This is a genomic window from Paenibacillus pectinilyticus (assembly GCF_001700435.1).
Taxonomy (GTDB): Bacteria; Bacillota; Bacilli; order Paenibacillales; family NBRC-103111; genus Paenibacillus_E; species Paenibacillus_E pectinilyticus.
In genome coordinates, this window is the sequence record NZ_LYPC01000028.1 from 766,387 (window position 1) to 782,607 (window position 16,221).

Genomic DNA, 16,221 nt, shown 5'->3' on the forward strand with positions numbered 1-16,221 from the left:
TAGCCTTCAATGAAGAGGGCGACTAACACTCAAACGACATCATAATAGCGTTTTCACGACTTATTGATCTTTGTTATTTTGACCCCTATATTCCATTGGCCCTAACCCAACATGCTTTTTAAATAGCTTGGTGAAATAGGAGAAATTCGTGTAACCCAACGTCGATGCAATTACGCTTACAGGACGATCTGTATGTGTCAATAACTCTTTGGCCACTTTGACCTTTTCAATCACAATATAATCAGATAAAACATAACCCGTCTCTTTTTTAAAAATTCTAGTTAAATAATCGGGATGTAGATAGACTTGGTCTGCGATCATCTCACGTGTCATATCTTGATCCAGGTTTTGTGAGATAAAAATCTTAACAATCTGGACTATCTTCTCTGTCTCTTTGATCGCTTCTGCATGGATCATCGCTTTGTTAACGGCATGACGAGCCCATATCAGCATATCCATGACGGACCGACCCGCCGATTCCGAGATTTGTCTTGATTCTTCATCACCAAATAATTGATTGGCTTCAATACCTTTCAAGTTCAGAAAGGAGTATACGACTTGTGTGAAATTTTGATTGAATTGATGCAAAATATCAGCATTCATTCCCTCGCTGTTGACAAGACTGTCCAAAATCGTTTCCACTTCATGAACGACTGCATCCTTTGTCGCTGTTTTCATAAGTGAGGCAACTACACCCAATGGTGGCAGTTTTGCATGAGGCCTATAAGTACCATTATCATTCTGAAGATAGACTTGGTTCACGAAGGCAACATTATTCCTATCTTGTCTTCTTAGTTCTGCTACCATACCAGCCATTTCATATGCTTCAACGGAGAGTCCAAAATAACAAGAGAGATCACAGTAAAAATAATCGTTACACGAAACGATATATTGTTCACAAGCTTGGGATAGTCGTTCGTATTCCCAATTTGTCCCCCTATTTGCGACCATGATCAACAAGAGCATTCCACGATCCAAGTGAAAACATATGCCATTTGAACCGTCACTGATTATCATTTCTTCGGCTGAATTTTTAAGGGCATACTCTAGAATTTTCTCATCTCTACGATTTAACTCTTTCTTCCACTTTTGGACTGAAATAAGAATAGGGAGAAAGACCGATTCTTCTGTTATAGGAATGTGATGCAATTCCACTTGATCATGTATCGAAGAAGGTTGGCTAGGTATTGAATGGTTGATTAAGTCCACCCAAAACCTTTCAATAATAAAGGAATGATGCTTGAGCCATAGTTGGTGAGATTGACTGTTTCTATTGAATTCACTGTTTCGATTAATAAGAGCCTGTGCCTTTCTAATGGCATTTTCCAAGTCTACAGAACGAACGGGCTTAAGTAAATAATCAATACTACCAAGTTGAAGGGCTTCTTTGGCGTATTTAAAATCAGCATGACTTGTAAAGAAGATCGTCACTGTATTCGGATAATACTCTCTTACCCAAGTCAGCAAATCAAAGCCGCTGCCTTGGGGCATTTCGATATCACACAAAAGAATGTCGACTCTTTCCTTTTCGAATAACTCTTTCGCTTGTCTGACATTAATGGCTGTGTGCAATCTGTTGATGCCTAATTTATTCAGATCGAGATCGGATTTAACCCCTTCAATGGCAAGAACTTCGTCGTCAACTATGAGAAGATGATAACTCATCTGGTTTCCTCCAATCCTGGATTTGTAGGAATAATCATTTCTATTTTTGCTCCATGAGCATCTTTATCATTCTCATATACAATAGATGCGACTTCACCGTACAAGAGTCGTAATCGCCGTTCCACATTCCAAATCCCAGTATGCTCACCCCGTTCGTTCTCCACACTTCTGCCTGCCTGTAATTTTTCGAGTATGTCGTTCTTATATCCAGGTCCTGTATCCCGTATGCTAATTTTCATTCTGGAACCATGCTCTTCAATTAGGAATTCGATCTGAACATTAATGGTGAGCGGTTCATCTAACGTAACGGCATGCTTTATTGAATTCTCGACAAAGGATTGAATGACGAGTGGTGGGATGGGGACATCTAACAAATAATCTGGCGAGTGGATCGTCCATTTCAATTTATCCGGAAAACGCAAGTTCTGGATCTTCAAATAATTAAGCGTATGTTCAAGTTCATCTTTGAGCGGTACAAAAGAGGTATTGCTCCGGAACATAAATCGAAAATATTCGATTAAAGACATGGTCATTTCCAAGATCAAATCATAATTCTTTATTTTGGCCAGATTATAAATGATATTAAGTGTATTCAAGAAAAAATGAGGATTGACTTGCAGCTGCAGCCTTTGTAATTCCTCTTTTTGCTTATTTAACTGTTCCTCGTAAACGTTAATACGGAGCCGTTCAACTTCGGACATCATGGCATTAAATGCAATACCCATCAGTTGAAATTCCCCCGAAGTATTGCTAAGCTCAACTCTGCTGCTCCAATCTCCTTCTCGTACCTTCTTCATTGTGCGCAGTAAACGATAGAGTGGCACCAAAACAGATTGTCTCATAGCATACAAACCCATAGGGATAAAGAGGAAGGCAGCGATCGTAATAAACCAAACAATCGACTGCAAATAAGGGAGATTCGCTAATATATATTGATCTGGAATCAATGCATTCAAACTGAAGTCTCCTCGTTGAGAAGGGGCTCCAACTACAAGAAACTTTTTATTCGTGCCTGAAATATAATACTCGTTTATTTTCTGTTGAAGTTCAATCCCGTATTCGTTTACCAGTTTTGAAGTTGATATAGGTTCGCCTTGCCTGTTAGCTAACAAAACCTCTCCCTCTTCCCCAATCTGAAGAGAACGCAAGGGCTTTACTAATTCGTCAGTACTTATTAAGGTTCCAAGATAGGCATCCCCAGATCGCACAATATCAATGAGGTAATTTTCTTGGTTAATCCTGACGAATTTCCAAACCTTGGAGGAACTCCCCGTCGAAAACAGCTCAGAATGAATGTAATCAATCATATAATTTTGAATTATCTCATTTTCTTTAATGGCAGTAGGATTATTCTTAGAAATGTTAAAAAAATCTTGCCTGTGATCTGTATATACAAAAAAAGAACTAACCGGGTCGTACAAGTTAATATCATTATTTAACTTGTTAAACAAATATATTTTAGCGCTGTAATACCCACCTTCCGTTGCTTCCTGGCTAAGTGACAACAGATCATAACCTGTACCAGCCACTGTACGCATATAAGAGTCGATGTCGTCTAATTTAGAATCACTCTGATTCGTGTACAAATTCAACATGTTCTTATAAGAATCCGCAACCTGGTCGCGAACGACATGAATAGCGTAGTAGTTGTTGTATAAAAGCATCCCCACCAGCGGTATCGTCATTATGAGCACACTGATAATTAATTTGGCCCGCAATGAGGTTCGTCTCCAGTACCCTACAGGAGTATTCATGATCGTTTCGGCTCCTTTTGTTACTTAAATTTAAATTTCAAATTTATCATACTCTTATAAGAACTGGCAACGCCACAACCATAGTAAGTAAGTTGTGGCGTTAACGTATATGGGATATCCAGTCAACACCTTATCCTTTTACAGCACCAATCATAATTCCTTTGATAAAATATTTTTGGAAGAATGGGTACGCCACCAAGATCGGAAGAACCCCAATGACAGCAATGGCCATTTTCACAGAATCTGTAGGCATTTGTTGCATAGCATCGCCTGTATTGTTCGTCATATTCGTCGTAATGAATTGAATATCTTGCATGATTCGATTAAGCAGATTTTGAATACTGAAAAGTTTGGGATTGGTAATATAAATCATGCCCAGCTGCCAATCATTCCAGTACATGATACATTCAAAGAGACCGATCGTCGCTAATATGGGGGTTGAAAGCGGTAGTACGATAGACCAGAAGGTCCTATACTCTCCAGCTCCGTCTATTTGTGCGGATTCGATTAATGCACCAGGAATCGTCGATTGAAAGAAGGTTCTCATCAACATCACGTAAAATCCGTTCATCAAGAGCCCTGGTACAATCAAGGACCAGATCGTATTTTTGATATGGAAGATTTGTGTATACACTAAGTAGGACGGAACCAATCCCCCATTGAATAGCATCGTGAAGAAAACGATAAACATAATCAAATTGCGATAGGGTGTAACGCTTCTAGATAACGGGTAAGCCAGAAGTGCCGTTATGGCTACCCCTAGTACCGTTCCGACTACCGTAACGAAGACGGTTACTCCGTAAGCTCGAGCAATGTCCCCCCCTCTTTCGTATAAATACTTATAAGCAGCCATGCTAAACGTATGTGGGATGAAGGAATAACCGTGAGCTATAATGTCATTCTGATCCGTAAGTGAAGCGGAAATTAGTAATATGAACGGGAGAATACATACGACTGTGAAAAAGATCATCATACTATGGCTTAACCACGTCAAGCCTCTGCTTTCATTTCTCATGTGCTGTTACCTCCTTAGAACAATGCGCTATCTTTGCTGTACAGTCGCACCATATAGTTTGCAAGTATCACAAGTACAAATCCAACGATCGATTGATACACACCTGCTGCCGTGGACAATCCAATATCACCATTGCCCGTTAACCCCTTAAATACATACGTATCGATCGTAGCGGTTGTGTTAAATAGTGCGCCAGAATTCATAGGAACCTGATAGAATAAGCCAAAATCAGAGTAGAAAATTCTTCCAATACTAAGTAGCGTCAACATGATAATGACTGGCATTAGAATAGGTATGGTGATATGGCGGATCTGCTGTAATCGGCTTGCACCATCGAGTCTCGCGGCTTCATAATACTCTTCATCGATCCCAAGCAATGCCGCAAAGAAAACAATGCTCGAATAGCCAACACTTTTCCAGAAGTGAACCAAAGTCAAAATCCAAGGCCAATACTTTTCCTCGGTGTACCAAGAAACGCCATCCTTTATACCAAACCAAGGAAGTACAGTGTGATTCATGAATCCCGTATCCGCACTGAGGAGGGCATATACTAAATAACTGACGATGACCATGGAAATCAGATGCGGTAAAGTGATCACGCTTTGATAAAACTTAAGCAAGACTTTGTTTTTAATCTCGTTCAACAAGATTGCACAGGCTAAGGATAGAAAGGTCCCAACAACAATAAACAAAAGATTGTAGAGAATGGTATTTCGAGTAATGATGAAAGCGTCCGATGTCTTAAAGAGATACTCAAAGTTTTTAAATCCGATCCAGTCACTCTCAAAAATGCCTTTAGCAAAATTTATTTTTTTGAAAGCAATAACGATCCCGAGCATCGGGATATAATTATTAAACAACAGGTACAGAAGTCCAGGGGCCATCATGCTCAAGAGTGGCAAGTATTTACGGAACCGATTTTCTTTTTTCTTATACTGGATACCCGCCCGCGGTACAGTTATCGATGCTTTTTCCATCTTAGAAACCCTTCCTTTCCGCTTATTCTATAATGTCTTACCTTGATTTTAAGGGATACGATCTCGTCCATCTAACAATCTAACGACCACATAGTAACGTTTTAACGACATTCTCTTCTTCGAAAAAAAAGACTGATCGGGAAAAGCCCGTTCAGCCCTTCATTACCTTAATACGACGTCCAGCCACCATCAGCTGTGATGACAGTCCCATTCACAAACTTTGAATCCTCAGAGGCAAGGAATAGAGCGACAGAAGCAATTTCACTTGGGTCTACCGGTTCGCGCCGTTGAGTGCCTGCTCCATTTTGGAACTCCTGCAAAGCTGTCATGTCGATATTGCCCATGGAATTCATGATACTGGTTAGAACACCGCCTGGTGCAATAGCGTTACAGCGAATGCCGGATTTCGCGTACATGTAACCAACATTCTTTGTAAGCCCTACTAAACCATGCTTGGAAGATGTATAAGCTACTCCTCCCTTACCTCCAGTAATACCAGCGGCTGAAGCAATATTTACAATAACGCCCTCCCCCTGCTTCAACATGAACGGAAGTACTTTACGAATGGCACGCATTGGACCTGTCAGATTAATCCCAATTACCCGATCCCACAGATCGTCTTCGATTGTTTCGATTAATCTGAATCCATCCATGATTCCTGCGTTGTTTACGAGAATGTCGACTCTTCCAAATGCTTCGGCTGCCCTTTCCACCATTGCCTGGATCTCATCTTCCTTCATGACGTTAGCAACAACGCCTATGGCGGTACCACCATTAAGGTTAATAGCATCCACAACGCCTGAGATTGCTTCTTCATTCAGGTCGGCTACCACTACCTTGGCGCCTTCCTCCGCATATAGCTCTGCAATTGCTTTGCCAACACCTGAAGCTGCTCCTGTTACTATCGCTACTTTATTTTGCAGTTTCATACCCATCTTTTCTTATCTCCTCTCACTAAATCGCGTTATCTTTGGCTATGTTTCCAAGGTGAATGCCGCTAGGCTTGATAGTTCGCTCCTGAGTCGTACGATCCACTTCTATGAGTCCAAAACGTTTGGAGAACCCTAGTTGCCACTCAAAATTATCCAACAAGGACCAATGCATATAGCCCAAAACCTGATATCCATCCGTAATGCAATCTTGGACACCTTTCAAGGCCTGATTGATGAAAGCAACACGACGTGTATCATCATCTGTAGCTATGCCATTTTCAGTAATCATAATTGGCAGATTAAGATGCGTGCTAACATATCGCACAACTGCTCCAAGTGCCTCCGGGTAATATTCGTTCCCCATTTGTGTCGTCTCTGCATCTTCTCCCACGGGGAGAAGGCCATCTGGTCCATATACAGCTCTCGTATAGTTTTGTAACCCGAAAAAGTCATCATCCTGCAAGTAAGGAACAAATTGAACAAACTCCTCTTGCCATGCATGTCTCGCGTTTTCTTCACCACCAGGAACACTTTGGATATCGTAAAGCGACAAGGTAACTCCGACTTTAGATTGCGGACTAATCTGCCGAATTGCTGCTCGTGCTTCCACATGCGCTTGAAAGATAACTGACAAGCCTTCCTCTGAACGTGGAGCTAAAAACGAATGAACTTCGGTAGGGGGTACGCCAAATGATTTACTTAGCCCCATGAAATATTTCTGCATCTGTGCAGCCATTTTGTCCATATTCATGCCGACCTGTGCACCAGGTGAGCCTGATTTAGACTCGTAGCGTTTCATAATTTTCTTAATCCCGATCGAGATATTTGCTTCATTAATCGTACATACAAATGGAATTAATTCGCCTAATTCACGCATAACATGCGAACAATATCGTGCAAAGCGAGCAGGCGTATCCGCCGACTCCCAACCGCCTAGCTTGATGAGCCATTGTGGTGAACTGAAATGATGGAGCGTCACAATTGGCGTTATATTATTTTCTTTACAAGCTAGTAGAACTTCACGATAATGGCCAATTTCTGACGATTCGAATCGCCCCTCTTCTGGTTCGATTCGAGCCCATTCAACGGAAAATCTATAGGAATTCAATCCCAATCTAGCCATTTCAGCAATATCGCCTTTAAAACGGTTATAGTGATCTACCGCGTTACCTGAGGGTTCCTTAAAAACCGATCCTTCCAAGTTTTCCATCAGCCAAAAATCAGAATTCGTATTATTGCCTTCCACCTGATGTGCTGCAGTGGATGCCCCCCATAAAAAACCTTCTGGAAAACGTGCCATGTTTTCTCCTCCTCAACCTCTATTAATTGCTGCAACCTCATTTTATAGGGATCTTATAATGGCAACTAACAATCCAACGACTCTTCACTAACGTTTTGACGACTTTCTTAAAACACAAAAAAGACCTGCTCACTAGGCCTCTACAAAGTATAGAACTTTTTAAAATTGTCGTTTCAGTACCATTATGTTGTCGTCAAAACGTTAGTTAAATAGTATGGATTGACTTAAGGTTAATAGTAACTACAAATCATAACACCAAACCCGAAATACTAAATCTACTTGAGTCTTAGGAGGATTATATTCATGACTGACTTCACCAGTGTAAAAAACAAAGTTGCCATTGTTACTGGCGCATCAGATGGACTTGGTAAGGCAATTGCTATGTGCTATGCAGAAAATGGAATGAAGGTCGTTGTATCTGATATTGATGCAGAAAAGGGTCATAGCGTAGTTGAAGAAATTAAAGCATCAGGTGGAGAGGCGTCTTTCATTAAAACGGACGTCAGCAAAGAAGAAGACGTCAAAGAATTGATTGATTTTGCTATTGAAACCTATGGTCGTCTAGACGGTATTGTAAATAACGCGGGAATTAGCGCGGAGAGCAGGCCGACTCATGAATATTCACTAGCTGAATTTGATAAGTTAACGTCTATTGACCTAAAGGGTGTATTCCTAGGTATGAAGTTCGGAGTCGAAGCAATTCTTAAATCAAAAGCATCAGGAGGATTCGTAGTTAATGTTGCATCCTTAGCTGGTTTGTTAGGCAATAGTTCCATGGCTATTTATACATCTGCCAAGCATGGCGTTGTGGGTCTTACAAAGAGTGCGGCACTCGATTATGCTCCTTATAATATTACTGTCAATGCAATTTGCCCTGGGACGATCAAGACTTCAATTTGGAGGAACGCACCTGAAGAAGTTATTCAACAATATGCAAAGCTGCTATCTCCGAATGGAAGATTAGGCGATCCAAAGGAAGTTGCACATTTAGCGTTATTTTTAGCCTCTGATTTGGCTCGTTACATTAGTGGTTCTGCAATTACGGTCGATGCTGGCTCTAGCGCTGGGAAGCTTACTCCCACTCAATGGTCGCATCCGGAAATATTGGATTAAATATCGATGTGTGTTGTACTTACTCTCAAAAAAGCAGACACTCCGTTCAGGACGATGTCTGCTCTTCTATTCGATTGAATATCTTGATTAAAATTAGTTTGAACCAAAAAGCGATACCTCCGAATCTGCGAACCGTGACCTTTTTACGCAATTTATCCATATCTCCTTATTAGGCCAAGTTTTTTTGTCCTTACTCTTCCCCTCTGCTCCATACTTTAATAATGCATACTTAACCGTAATAGTTAAATACTGCATCGGTATTTCCAACTTACCTCCGATATTGTTTTCTTTACAAACTGAGATAAAGGCTTCATATAACTCCTCAGCACAATTTTCTAGTCTGTTACCGCTAGCATACGATTCAGGGAAATAATATCTTGTATATGACCATCCGCTATCTTCCGGATACTCTATAGTATCGTAACCTTTAAGACAGGTTTTGATATCACTTATACTTCTTGCTCCTTTAAATTCAAAGTCATTAACCATAAATCTTCCAACAACCTGCCGCTTTTTCTCAATCACATAGAGGTCTTTTTGATGCTTAAGTTCTGGCTGCCCCACCAATATTACTGTAAGTCTCACTTGATATTGCTGCAGCCAATTATACAAATCAATAAGCCAATTGTAGTGTGATTCAATAAGAAATTGTGCTTCATCAATAAATAAAACTATCATTTTGCGTTTTGAATTCTCACCCTTTTCAAGTAAGAATCTAGCAAGACGTTCAAATTTTTGATTTTTCTTACCTGCACTTGGTAAAGCATGTTTTACTCCTACTAATAACATTTCATAAAAGGCTTCCTCATTTGCATTCTTTTTGTGCCTACTCGGAACAAAAAATATAGGCAAATCATCTCCAAACTTTACAGGAAGCATTTCACATAAAAATGAAACTGCATGAGTCTTCCCTAGCCTTTGATCCCCATGTATAATTCCACCTGGTGCCCTATCTTCTATCCATTCGCCAACTGCCTTAGACAACCTCATAATTTCATTTGTAGGAAACAAATATTTGTCTAATTCCAAATGATGAGTGCCCGTTGGAACTACAGGCCTATCTCTTATAGCAAGTTGAAGATTTATATCAGACGATTCCAATTCTATTTCACCCCTTTAAAAGATATCGGTTTAAATAATGAAAGCCAGTCATCATCTGGCAAATCCTCGTTGCTTATTGTCACATTAACTGTAGTTGTTATTTCAGTCGAACTATCTTGCTCCATATCTTGATAATTCTCTTCTTCTTCATTCTCGATCAGTTGTGCCTCTTGCAATGTTTGGTTCTGCGTATTCTGATATCTTTGTTCATGAGCTAACCTATTCAAATCCCCTTTCTTACCACTACTAGCAAGATGCTCATGTAAAGCTTGTACATAATCATCTCGTTCCAAAAAAAACTTACGTTTTTCGCTTCTCAATAACTTATTGATCGTTCTTCTTGTTTCCAAAGAATGTGGAGACATAACCCATTTACCTGATACTCTTAACGAGCCAAGCTCATTTCCGTTTGGAAGGAATGCTCTTACAGAACGAATATCCATAATGTTAATATAAATGGTTATCTTCTTTCCTATTAATCCTGTGCTTTGAGACAATATGGCATTTCTATATTGAGCACCTTCAAAATTAATATATGCTCGTCTTCCTTTTTTTAAATTCCCCTGAATTGTGCAAGTTCTACTTACAATTAGTAAACCTAATTCTTGGCGGCGGTTTTCAGGGAGAATCCTTGGAAGAAATCCTTTTAAAATTTTGTTTCGCATGGCCTTTAGTGGAGCTAGACTTGAATTACCGCCATGTGGTTCATTATTATATTGAGCCAACATAACTTCTGTTAATTCCTCAAGATGTTCTATGCTTATCTCTGTTTCTAAAGCCTTTTTTTCTGCATTCTTTCTCTTCGGATCCTTAGGATCACTTCCAGTTGTTGATGGCATTAAATGATATCCATTTTCCTCTAATATTCCGAAAAACCTTTCAATGAACCCCCTACGAAGAGGTGATGCTACAGGTCCTGCATTAATAAAACAACCTACCGTTTTGGTAAGCTTATCTTTTACGTTTATAGCTAAATTCGCCTTTGCGTTATCCATCCAAAACTCTCTCCAAACTGCCCATTTTGCCTCTGGAATACATGATGAGGGAAATGCGCCTGCTTCTGGATACCGTAAACCCTTAATAGTGAATGTCATTGGAATATGAGGATTAATTGCATTTTGTATACATTGTAAAACATCCATTTGAGAGTACTCTGACTTAACACATAGTAGGTGCCCAAGTACTGCTTTAGTTGCCACATCTAGAATTACAAGAAGCCATATCCTCTTTAAGGTTTTCGTTACCCAGTTCCCATCAGGGTCTGTATAACGAATAGTTAAAATTAAATCTATTTTATGACCATCAAACATGACACGACCATAGGGCCTAAAGTTATTCGCATAATTCTGAACCCCCGTTCCCACAGATCTCGCTATCATTGCAGCTGTTTCACCGTTAATATGCTCGTTTCCAAAATGCCTGTCCTTTAGATCTTTTACATATCTCTCCAATGACCTTCTACCTTCATCTACCGTGTTTCTAGGATATTGATTTGGAGTTATTTTAAGCTCAATACACTTATCAATCATTTTTCTATGCAAATACTTAACTGAATATGTAATTTTCAATCCCTTTTTGTCCGTTCCAAGAATCTTATCATGAATTAGATCGCGTAAATCAGTGTGTTTTTTGAGCAAAAGTTCAAAAGCGCCTGAATAATTGGATGTATTATCATTTGGAAGAACCCTACGTTCGTAACTTATTAAGTGTAAATTAGGATTAAGACCTCTAAATCCTAAGATTTGACCGTATTTGTCAACCCTGAGGCATCTCTTTACAAAACGTGTAATTTCCATTTTCTCAATCTTTGTCACATTAGATATCTCGGTAACATTGGCTGAATCTTGTAAATACATTTCGACTGCTAGCTTCCTTCGTTCATACTTGTCCCTATCAATTTCATCTAATAAGTCTGTATCCACAATAGGCCATTCTGCTAAATTGACAGTACTTGCATCAATCCCCAAGGTCTCAAGTAAGCTCTTTCTTCTCACCTATCCATACCTCCGTCTCTAGACCAAAATAGTGAGTTCCAAGATCTGCTTTTACTTCACCGGCGTAAATCATGCAATAAATGGCTTCGTAGAGCCGCGGTAAACCAATATCCAATACTTTACTTAAATCTCCTATTGTCTTCTTGCTATCTACAAGTAGAGACTTGAGCTTATGTCGATCGACCTCAACAGGATTATCGCTGTTTAATACATAAGGAATCATCTCTTTTAGATTCTCTAGATAGATCCTGTTACTTCTAATTTCCTTCTCTGTTCGAACTAAGTGCTCTTTTCCGTTTATTTCACACCAAGTTTTTTGAATTCTTATTTGTTCTACTACGTCTTCTTTTTTCAGATCATTCTCATACTTAATTTCTGTAAAAATTTCCGACCCATCATCCTTTTTGTACCACATATCAAAAATAGAAGTGCCTTTTTCTCCTTCAATCTCTGCTTCCCAAGGTTGCTCACAAAATGTTACAACAGTAGGATCAGTTTCAATCAAAACCCAATTATCAAACTCAAGGTCACTGAATAGATTGACATCTCTTTTTAACTTAGGACTAAAGACTAACCAATGATTATTTCCGTATCGGCCTGTGCGTTTTTTTATAAGTGGCGTATACATTATTTTCCCTCCTAAAATACCTATTAGAATTAATTATGTTCAAATTTGATAGTTTTAAACGCTAATTGCACGTATTTTAGGGATTTTCTTGTCGCGAAAATGAAAAAGGAACCCTGATTGCTCAAGTTTCCTTTTTCTTCGACTTCTATACGTTTATATGAAACTACTTTTGGTAAAAATAATAGAAAGGAGGCGTATAACGCTATGTCAAAAAGTGATTTTAACATGACTACAAGTAGAAAGCAGATTTTAGCTCAACTTTACAATTTAACTACTTCTCAAACAACGGGGGCACTAATAATCGGCGAACCCGGAGCTGGAAAAACAACTATAATTAATGCGTTCCAAGCACTTTTAGGGGATAAGGTACCTACTTTTGTTATTAGATCTACTTTGTACAATAAGGGAATGAATGCTTCAAAAAATCTAAGTGAATGCTTCGAAATATCGCTTGGTTTGTTAAGTAGCCGTCACGATACCCAACGTACTAGATTTCAGCGTATTATTAATAATTATATTGAAAAAACAAGTACTACGGACTCAGGATATGTAGTAACTTTTATAGATGATGTGACAAACTGGTCTCATGATCATTTTTATTGGCTTATTGATCTGCAAAATGAATTAGCTGCAAAAAATCTGAAGACTGGCTTTTTCCTTGTTGGCACTGATAAACTCGAGTTTGTCAGACATATATTTATGGATAATTCTCCGCAAATCTATAGAAGATTTATGAACGATACTATTAAGGTAAGTAAGTATGAATCTCTTAGTGTTTCAATTTGAGTATTGTAAATAGCATATAATTCAATAACCTATTTCGAAAGTCGGAATAGGTTATTTGTTTAAAAGAAAATCCAAATTTATCCTCAATTCACTCTATTTGTCCTACAGTAAGATACCAAACTTATCGCCAATAGTGCCTCCTCTTAAAATAAAAACTTGTTATAATGATACATCATTAAGCTCTAGTACCTTGGATATTGAAATTGGGTCTTCAGCAGGTATAATTAATACATTCTCTATTTCTTCTTTTTCACTAACTTGTTGCTTTATCAGCGGACCTCTATCGCTATATCCCTCATACTCTATTACTGCAATATCTTGATTTCTAAATTTTTTCAACATCATTTGGAAAAAATTATAATCATGAGTTGAGATAATAAACTGCTTATCATACTTTTCCATAAATAAACGAATTAAATCAATCATTGATAAAACATTAATCTCATCCATGCTTTGAATTGGATCATCCATACCCATAAGTTGTAGGCTCGACCACTGTTGGTGTACGCCCATAGCCATAAAAAAAGATAATGCTATCGAGTTAATTTGTGCTGAACTGAATATGTACGTAGCATTAGCCTGCGTTTGATTTTCAAGATAACCATTTAAGACTAAAATCAGCAATCTGTAAGATTTGTGCCTGTATTCTTTATTAAAATTAATATGGTTATAGACTGGATGAGAATTAATCCGAGAGAAGATTTTCTGAATAGTATCAAATAATTCAGAAGTCATTTTTTCATTCAATTGATCAACGGCTGGTTTAACATTGTTAATTAAATCTTTGACAGTTTCCTGGTCTGCATTAGCTGTTTTTTTTAGTTGGTCTAAATGCTCTAAGTGACTCTGTTGCACACGCATTTCTTCTTGACGTGTCTTTAATAATAATTCTTCTTTTGAATTTTCTATTGCAGTTATCGACTTAATAATTACTGATTCTAAATGAATCAGGTTCTCTTTTTCACTCTGTACATTTTTCAAAGCATCTTGAATAAAACCCTTTATCTCCTCCACGCTCCACTGTTTAGCTAGCGAAGGCGCACCCGCAAGCAACAACTTACTTAAAAAAGAATCAACAAGTGCTCGATTCTCCACAATAATTTCTTCTGTTTTCTTAATCTCTTGAGGTAAATCGGCTTTTTCCTCTGCTGTTAGTACCATTAAATTTGCTGCGAATTGCTGCTCTAACTGTAGTAATTTGTCCATTTTATTTTCTACAATTTCATTTAGACCAATTTTCAGTAAGTCTTCTTTGTATTCTTGAATGAATTTACTCCTCAATTCTACTTGAGCACTCAAACTTTGTATCTCTTTTTCCATTTTTAATATATTGTCTTTCTTATTCTGACAATCTACTTCAGCGTCTTTTAGAATTGTTTTGATTTCTAAATAGGATTTTTCAATATCCAAATTCAATTGATTTAGTTTAGTTTTCTCTTTTTCAAATTTATCTTTCATCACTTTAATTTGTTGTTCCAACAAAGGCAGTTCATGATGAATTTGAGCTTGTTCCATTTGAATTCGTTGTTGTAATTGTGGCTTGTTAATCCCTTCTGTTCCACAAGCAGGGCAACTATTTATCTCATCTTCTACGGATAGATAATCAGATAAGCCACTTAGAAATTTTTTATATTTTTGATCTATACCTTGTAATGCTAACACTGATTCTTCTAAAAGTTTCAGTGAGCTACTCGTACTAGCATGGATAATCGATATATCTACAATAGAAGATTGAGTTACACTAATGAATTTCAAGATCTCTGATGTTTTAGATTTCCAAACAAGATTTTCATGTGCAATTTGGACATCGTTGATTAAGTCGTATTTATTGTTCCTTAAATTTACTATACTCTCTGTAACTACTTTAACGAAGTTGTTAGAAATGTGCACCGAAGCATTAATTCCCTCGATTGCCTGTTTAGTACTGTCGATTTCTATACTCTTATCTTTAATGAAAATAAGAAACTCCTCATATTGGTTGTTGCGATTGGTCAGGCTAAAAACCAAATTAATCATATTGTAATCATTACGGTGGTTTTTTAATTTTTCCAATCTGCCAACCGCTATCTTTAATTTCTCTAAATCGGTTAGCCAATTTGATTTACCATCTTCTAGATCCTGAATACGCCGTTCCTTATTTTCTAAATCATACCTTCTCTGCTTTAGCGTCTCGGTCTCCTTCTCAATTAATGGTATTAAAGCGTTCCAATCCTCTTTTTCAAATAGGTTTTCAGGAGCTGAAAAATTGTCTTTATATTCGCAAAGTGCTCCGCTCAAAGGCTTCTGGTTTGGATCAGAAACCTTTTTATTCAATTCATCAATAGACGCTTTTATTTCATTCTTTTTTCGAGTACCTTCAATAATTTGACCTTCTATTTGATGAATTCGATCGTTTATTTTTTTGATCAGTTCATTATATATATCTTTATATCTCAAAAAATGCTCGGTTCCAAACAGCAACGAAAGTGAATCGTATCTTTCACCGTCTTTCATTCCTCGAAGAAATTCATTCAACTTCTCTTGCCCCAAAATATGAGTAAGATGTAGTCCACTAGAAACTTCAACTTTTTCCATCCAAGCCGGTTTTATTAATATTCTTTTTAGCAGATACTCCGCATTGGCATCCATAAATTTGGTTCTACCATCAATAGGCGTTGGCAAGTGAAGCTCCAGTTTATGTTTTCCATAATCCGTCATATCCTGAGGTCTTGCAGTACATGTTCTCTTTACTTTAAAAATTGCCCCACTAGGTCCAATAAGATCTATTTCTACATACGTCTCTTTTAATGGACTTGTATGCATATTCCTAATGAATCGAGTTCTATTTCTTTCATCAGTGGCTTGATTAAACCTGTAAATCTCTCCAGAAAGTCCCCATTCAATAGCATCAAAAACTGATGTTTTCCCATGCCCATTTGGGCCTATAGTAAGATTACCTTCGCATCATTAAAACGGA

General features: G+C 38.0%; 12 protein-coding genes. 2 read left to right on the forward strand and 10 right to left on the reverse strand.

Going from position 1 to position 16,221, the window contains the following annotated elements:
- Window positions 1-60: 60 nt before the first annotated feature.
- The 6 genes from A8709_RS31005 to A8709_RS31030 all read right to left on the reverse strand — a co-directional run bounded on the left by A8709_RS31005 (window position 61) and on the right by A8709_RS31030 (window position 7,643).
- A complete protein-coding gene (locus tag A8709_RS31005) occupies window positions 61-1,665 on the reverse strand; it encodes a response regulator transcription factor (RefSeq protein ID WP_065858520.1) in 1,605 nt (534 codons plus the stop codon).
- Window positions 1,662-3,419 carry a sensor histidine kinase gene (locus A8709_RS31010; protein WP_065858521.1) on the reverse strand — a complete coding sequence of 586 codons (1,758 nt, stop codon included), beginning with the start codon at window positions 3,417-3,419 and terminating at the stop codon, window positions 1,662-1,664. The genes A8709_RS31005 and A8709_RS31010 overlap by 4 nt, the downstream gene beginning before the upstream one ends.
- A 130-nt stretch (window positions 3,420-3,549) precedes the next feature.
- Entirely contained in the window at window positions 3,550-4,434 is an 885-nt protein-coding gene (locus tag A8709_RS31015; protein WP_065858523.1) for a carbohydrate ABC transporter permease, read from the reverse strand.
- Between the two features lie 14 nt (window positions 4,435-4,448).
- Window positions 4,449-5,411: an ABC transporter permease gene (locus tag A8709_RS31020; RefSeq protein ID WP_065858525.1), complete on the reverse strand. Its 963-nt coding sequence runs from the start codon at window positions 5,409-5,411 to the stop codon at window positions 4,449-4,451.
- Between the two features lie 167 nt (window positions 5,412-5,578).
- Window positions 5,579-6,340, reverse strand: coding sequence for a glucose 1-dehydrogenase (locus tag A8709_RS31025; protein ID WP_065858791.1), 762 nt, complete (start codon window positions 6,338-6,340; stop codon window positions 5,579-5,581).
- A gap of 25 nt (window positions 6,341-6,365) precedes the next feature.
- Window positions 6,366-7,643 carry a glycoside hydrolase family 1 protein gene (locus A8709_RS31030; RefSeq protein ID WP_065858527.1) on the reverse strand — a complete coding sequence of 426 codons (1,278 nt, stop codon included), beginning with the start codon at window positions 7,641-7,643 and terminating at the stop codon, window positions 6,366-6,368.
- Between the two features lie 303 nt (window positions 7,644-7,946).
- On the opposite strand from A8709_RS31030, the gene A8709_RS31035 reads away from it, so the two are divergent.
- Complete coding sequence (locus tag A8709_RS31035) at window positions 7,947-8,756, forward strand: SDR family NAD(P)-dependent oxidoreductase (RefSeq protein ID WP_065858529.1); 810 nt, start codon at window positions 7,947-7,949, stop codon at window positions 8,754-8,756.
- A 93-nt stretch (window positions 8,757-8,849) separates the two neighbouring features.
- Here A8709_RS31035 and A8709_RS31040 read toward each other — a convergent pair whose 3' ends face one another.
- The 3 genes from A8709_RS31040 to A8709_RS31050 are packed head-to-tail and all read right to left on the reverse strand — an operon-like array spanning window position 8,850 to window position 12,479.
- On the reverse strand, window positions 8,850-9,857 hold the full coding sequence (locus tag A8709_RS31040; protein WP_065858531.1) for an ATP-binding protein: 1,008 nt from the start codon (window positions 9,855-9,857) through the stop codon (window positions 8,850-8,852).
- A 2-nt stretch (window positions 9,858-9,859) separates the two neighbouring features.
- Window positions 9,860-11,851 carry a hypothetical protein gene (locus A8709_RS31045; protein WP_065858533.1) on the reverse strand — a complete coding sequence of 664 codons (1,992 nt, stop codon included), beginning with the start codon at window positions 11,849-11,851 and terminating at the stop codon, window positions 9,860-9,862.
- Window positions 11,829-12,479, reverse strand: coding sequence for a TnsA endonuclease N-terminal domain-containing protein (locus A8709_RS31050; protein ID WP_065858535.1), 651 nt, complete (start codon window positions 12,477-12,479; stop codon window positions 11,829-11,831). Before A8709_RS31050 ends, A8709_RS31045 begins: the two co-directional genes overlap by 23 nt.
- A 204-nt stretch (window positions 12,480-12,683) precedes the next feature.
- Between A8709_RS31050 and A8709_RS31055 the strand changes: the two genes are divergently transcribed.
- The gene (locus A8709_RS31055; RefSeq protein WP_065858537.1) at window positions 12,684-13,265 is read left to right on the forward strand and encodes an ATP-binding protein; all 582 of its coding nucleotides are present in this window, start codon (window positions 12,684-12,686) and stop codon (window positions 13,263-13,265) included.
- Window positions 13,266-13,424: 159 nt separating this feature from the next.
- Here A8709_RS31055 and A8709_RS31060 read toward each other — a convergent pair whose 3' ends face one another.
- Window positions 13,425-16,190 (reverse strand): AAA family ATPase, encoded by a 2,766-nt coding sequence (locus A8709_RS31060; protein WP_084225648.1) that lies wholly within the window; start codon window positions 16,188-16,190, stop codon window positions 13,425-13,427.
- Between the last annotated feature and the right edge of the window lie 31 nt (window positions 16,191-16,221).

What these genes read in the sequence shown, in the direction of transcription:
- A8709_RS31005 (WP_065858520.1), bottom strand. Translation starts at nt 1,665, where the DNA reads ATGAGTTATCATCTTCTCATAGTTGACGACGAAGTTCTTGCCATTGAA.
- A8709_RS31010 (WP_065858521.1), bottom strand. Translation starts at nt 3,419, where the DNA reads ATGAATACTCCTGTAGGGTACTGGAGACGAACCTCATTGCGGGCCAAA.
- A8709_RS31015 (WP_065858523.1), bottom strand. Translation starts at nt 4,434, where the DNA reads ATGAGAAATGAAAGCAGAGGCTTGACGTGGTTAAGCCATAGTATGATG.
- A8709_RS31020 (WP_065858525.1), bottom strand. Translation starts at nt 5,411, where the DNA reads ATGGAAAAAGCATCGATAACTGTACCGCGGGCGGGTATCCAGTATAAG.
- A8709_RS31025 (WP_065858791.1), bottom strand. Translation starts at nt 6,340, where the DNA reads ATGAAACTGCAAAATAAAGTAGCGATAGTAACAGGAGCAGCTTCAGGT.
- A8709_RS31030 (WP_065858527.1), bottom strand. Translation starts at nt 7,643, where the DNA reads ATGGCACGTTTTCCAGAAGGTTTTTTATGGGGGGCATCCACTGCAGCA.
- A8709_RS31035 (WP_065858529.1), top strand. Translation starts at nt 7,947, where the DNA reads ATGACTGACTTCACCAGTGTAAAAAACAAAGTTGCCATTGTTACTGGC.
- A8709_RS31050 (WP_065858535.1), bottom strand. Translation starts at nt 12,479, where the DNA reads ATGTATACGCCACTTATAAAAAAACGCACAGGCCGATACGGAAATAAT.
- A8709_RS31055 (WP_065858537.1), top strand. Translation starts at nt 12,684, where the DNA reads ATGTCAAAAAGTGATTTTAACATGACTACAAGTAGAAAGCAGATTTTA.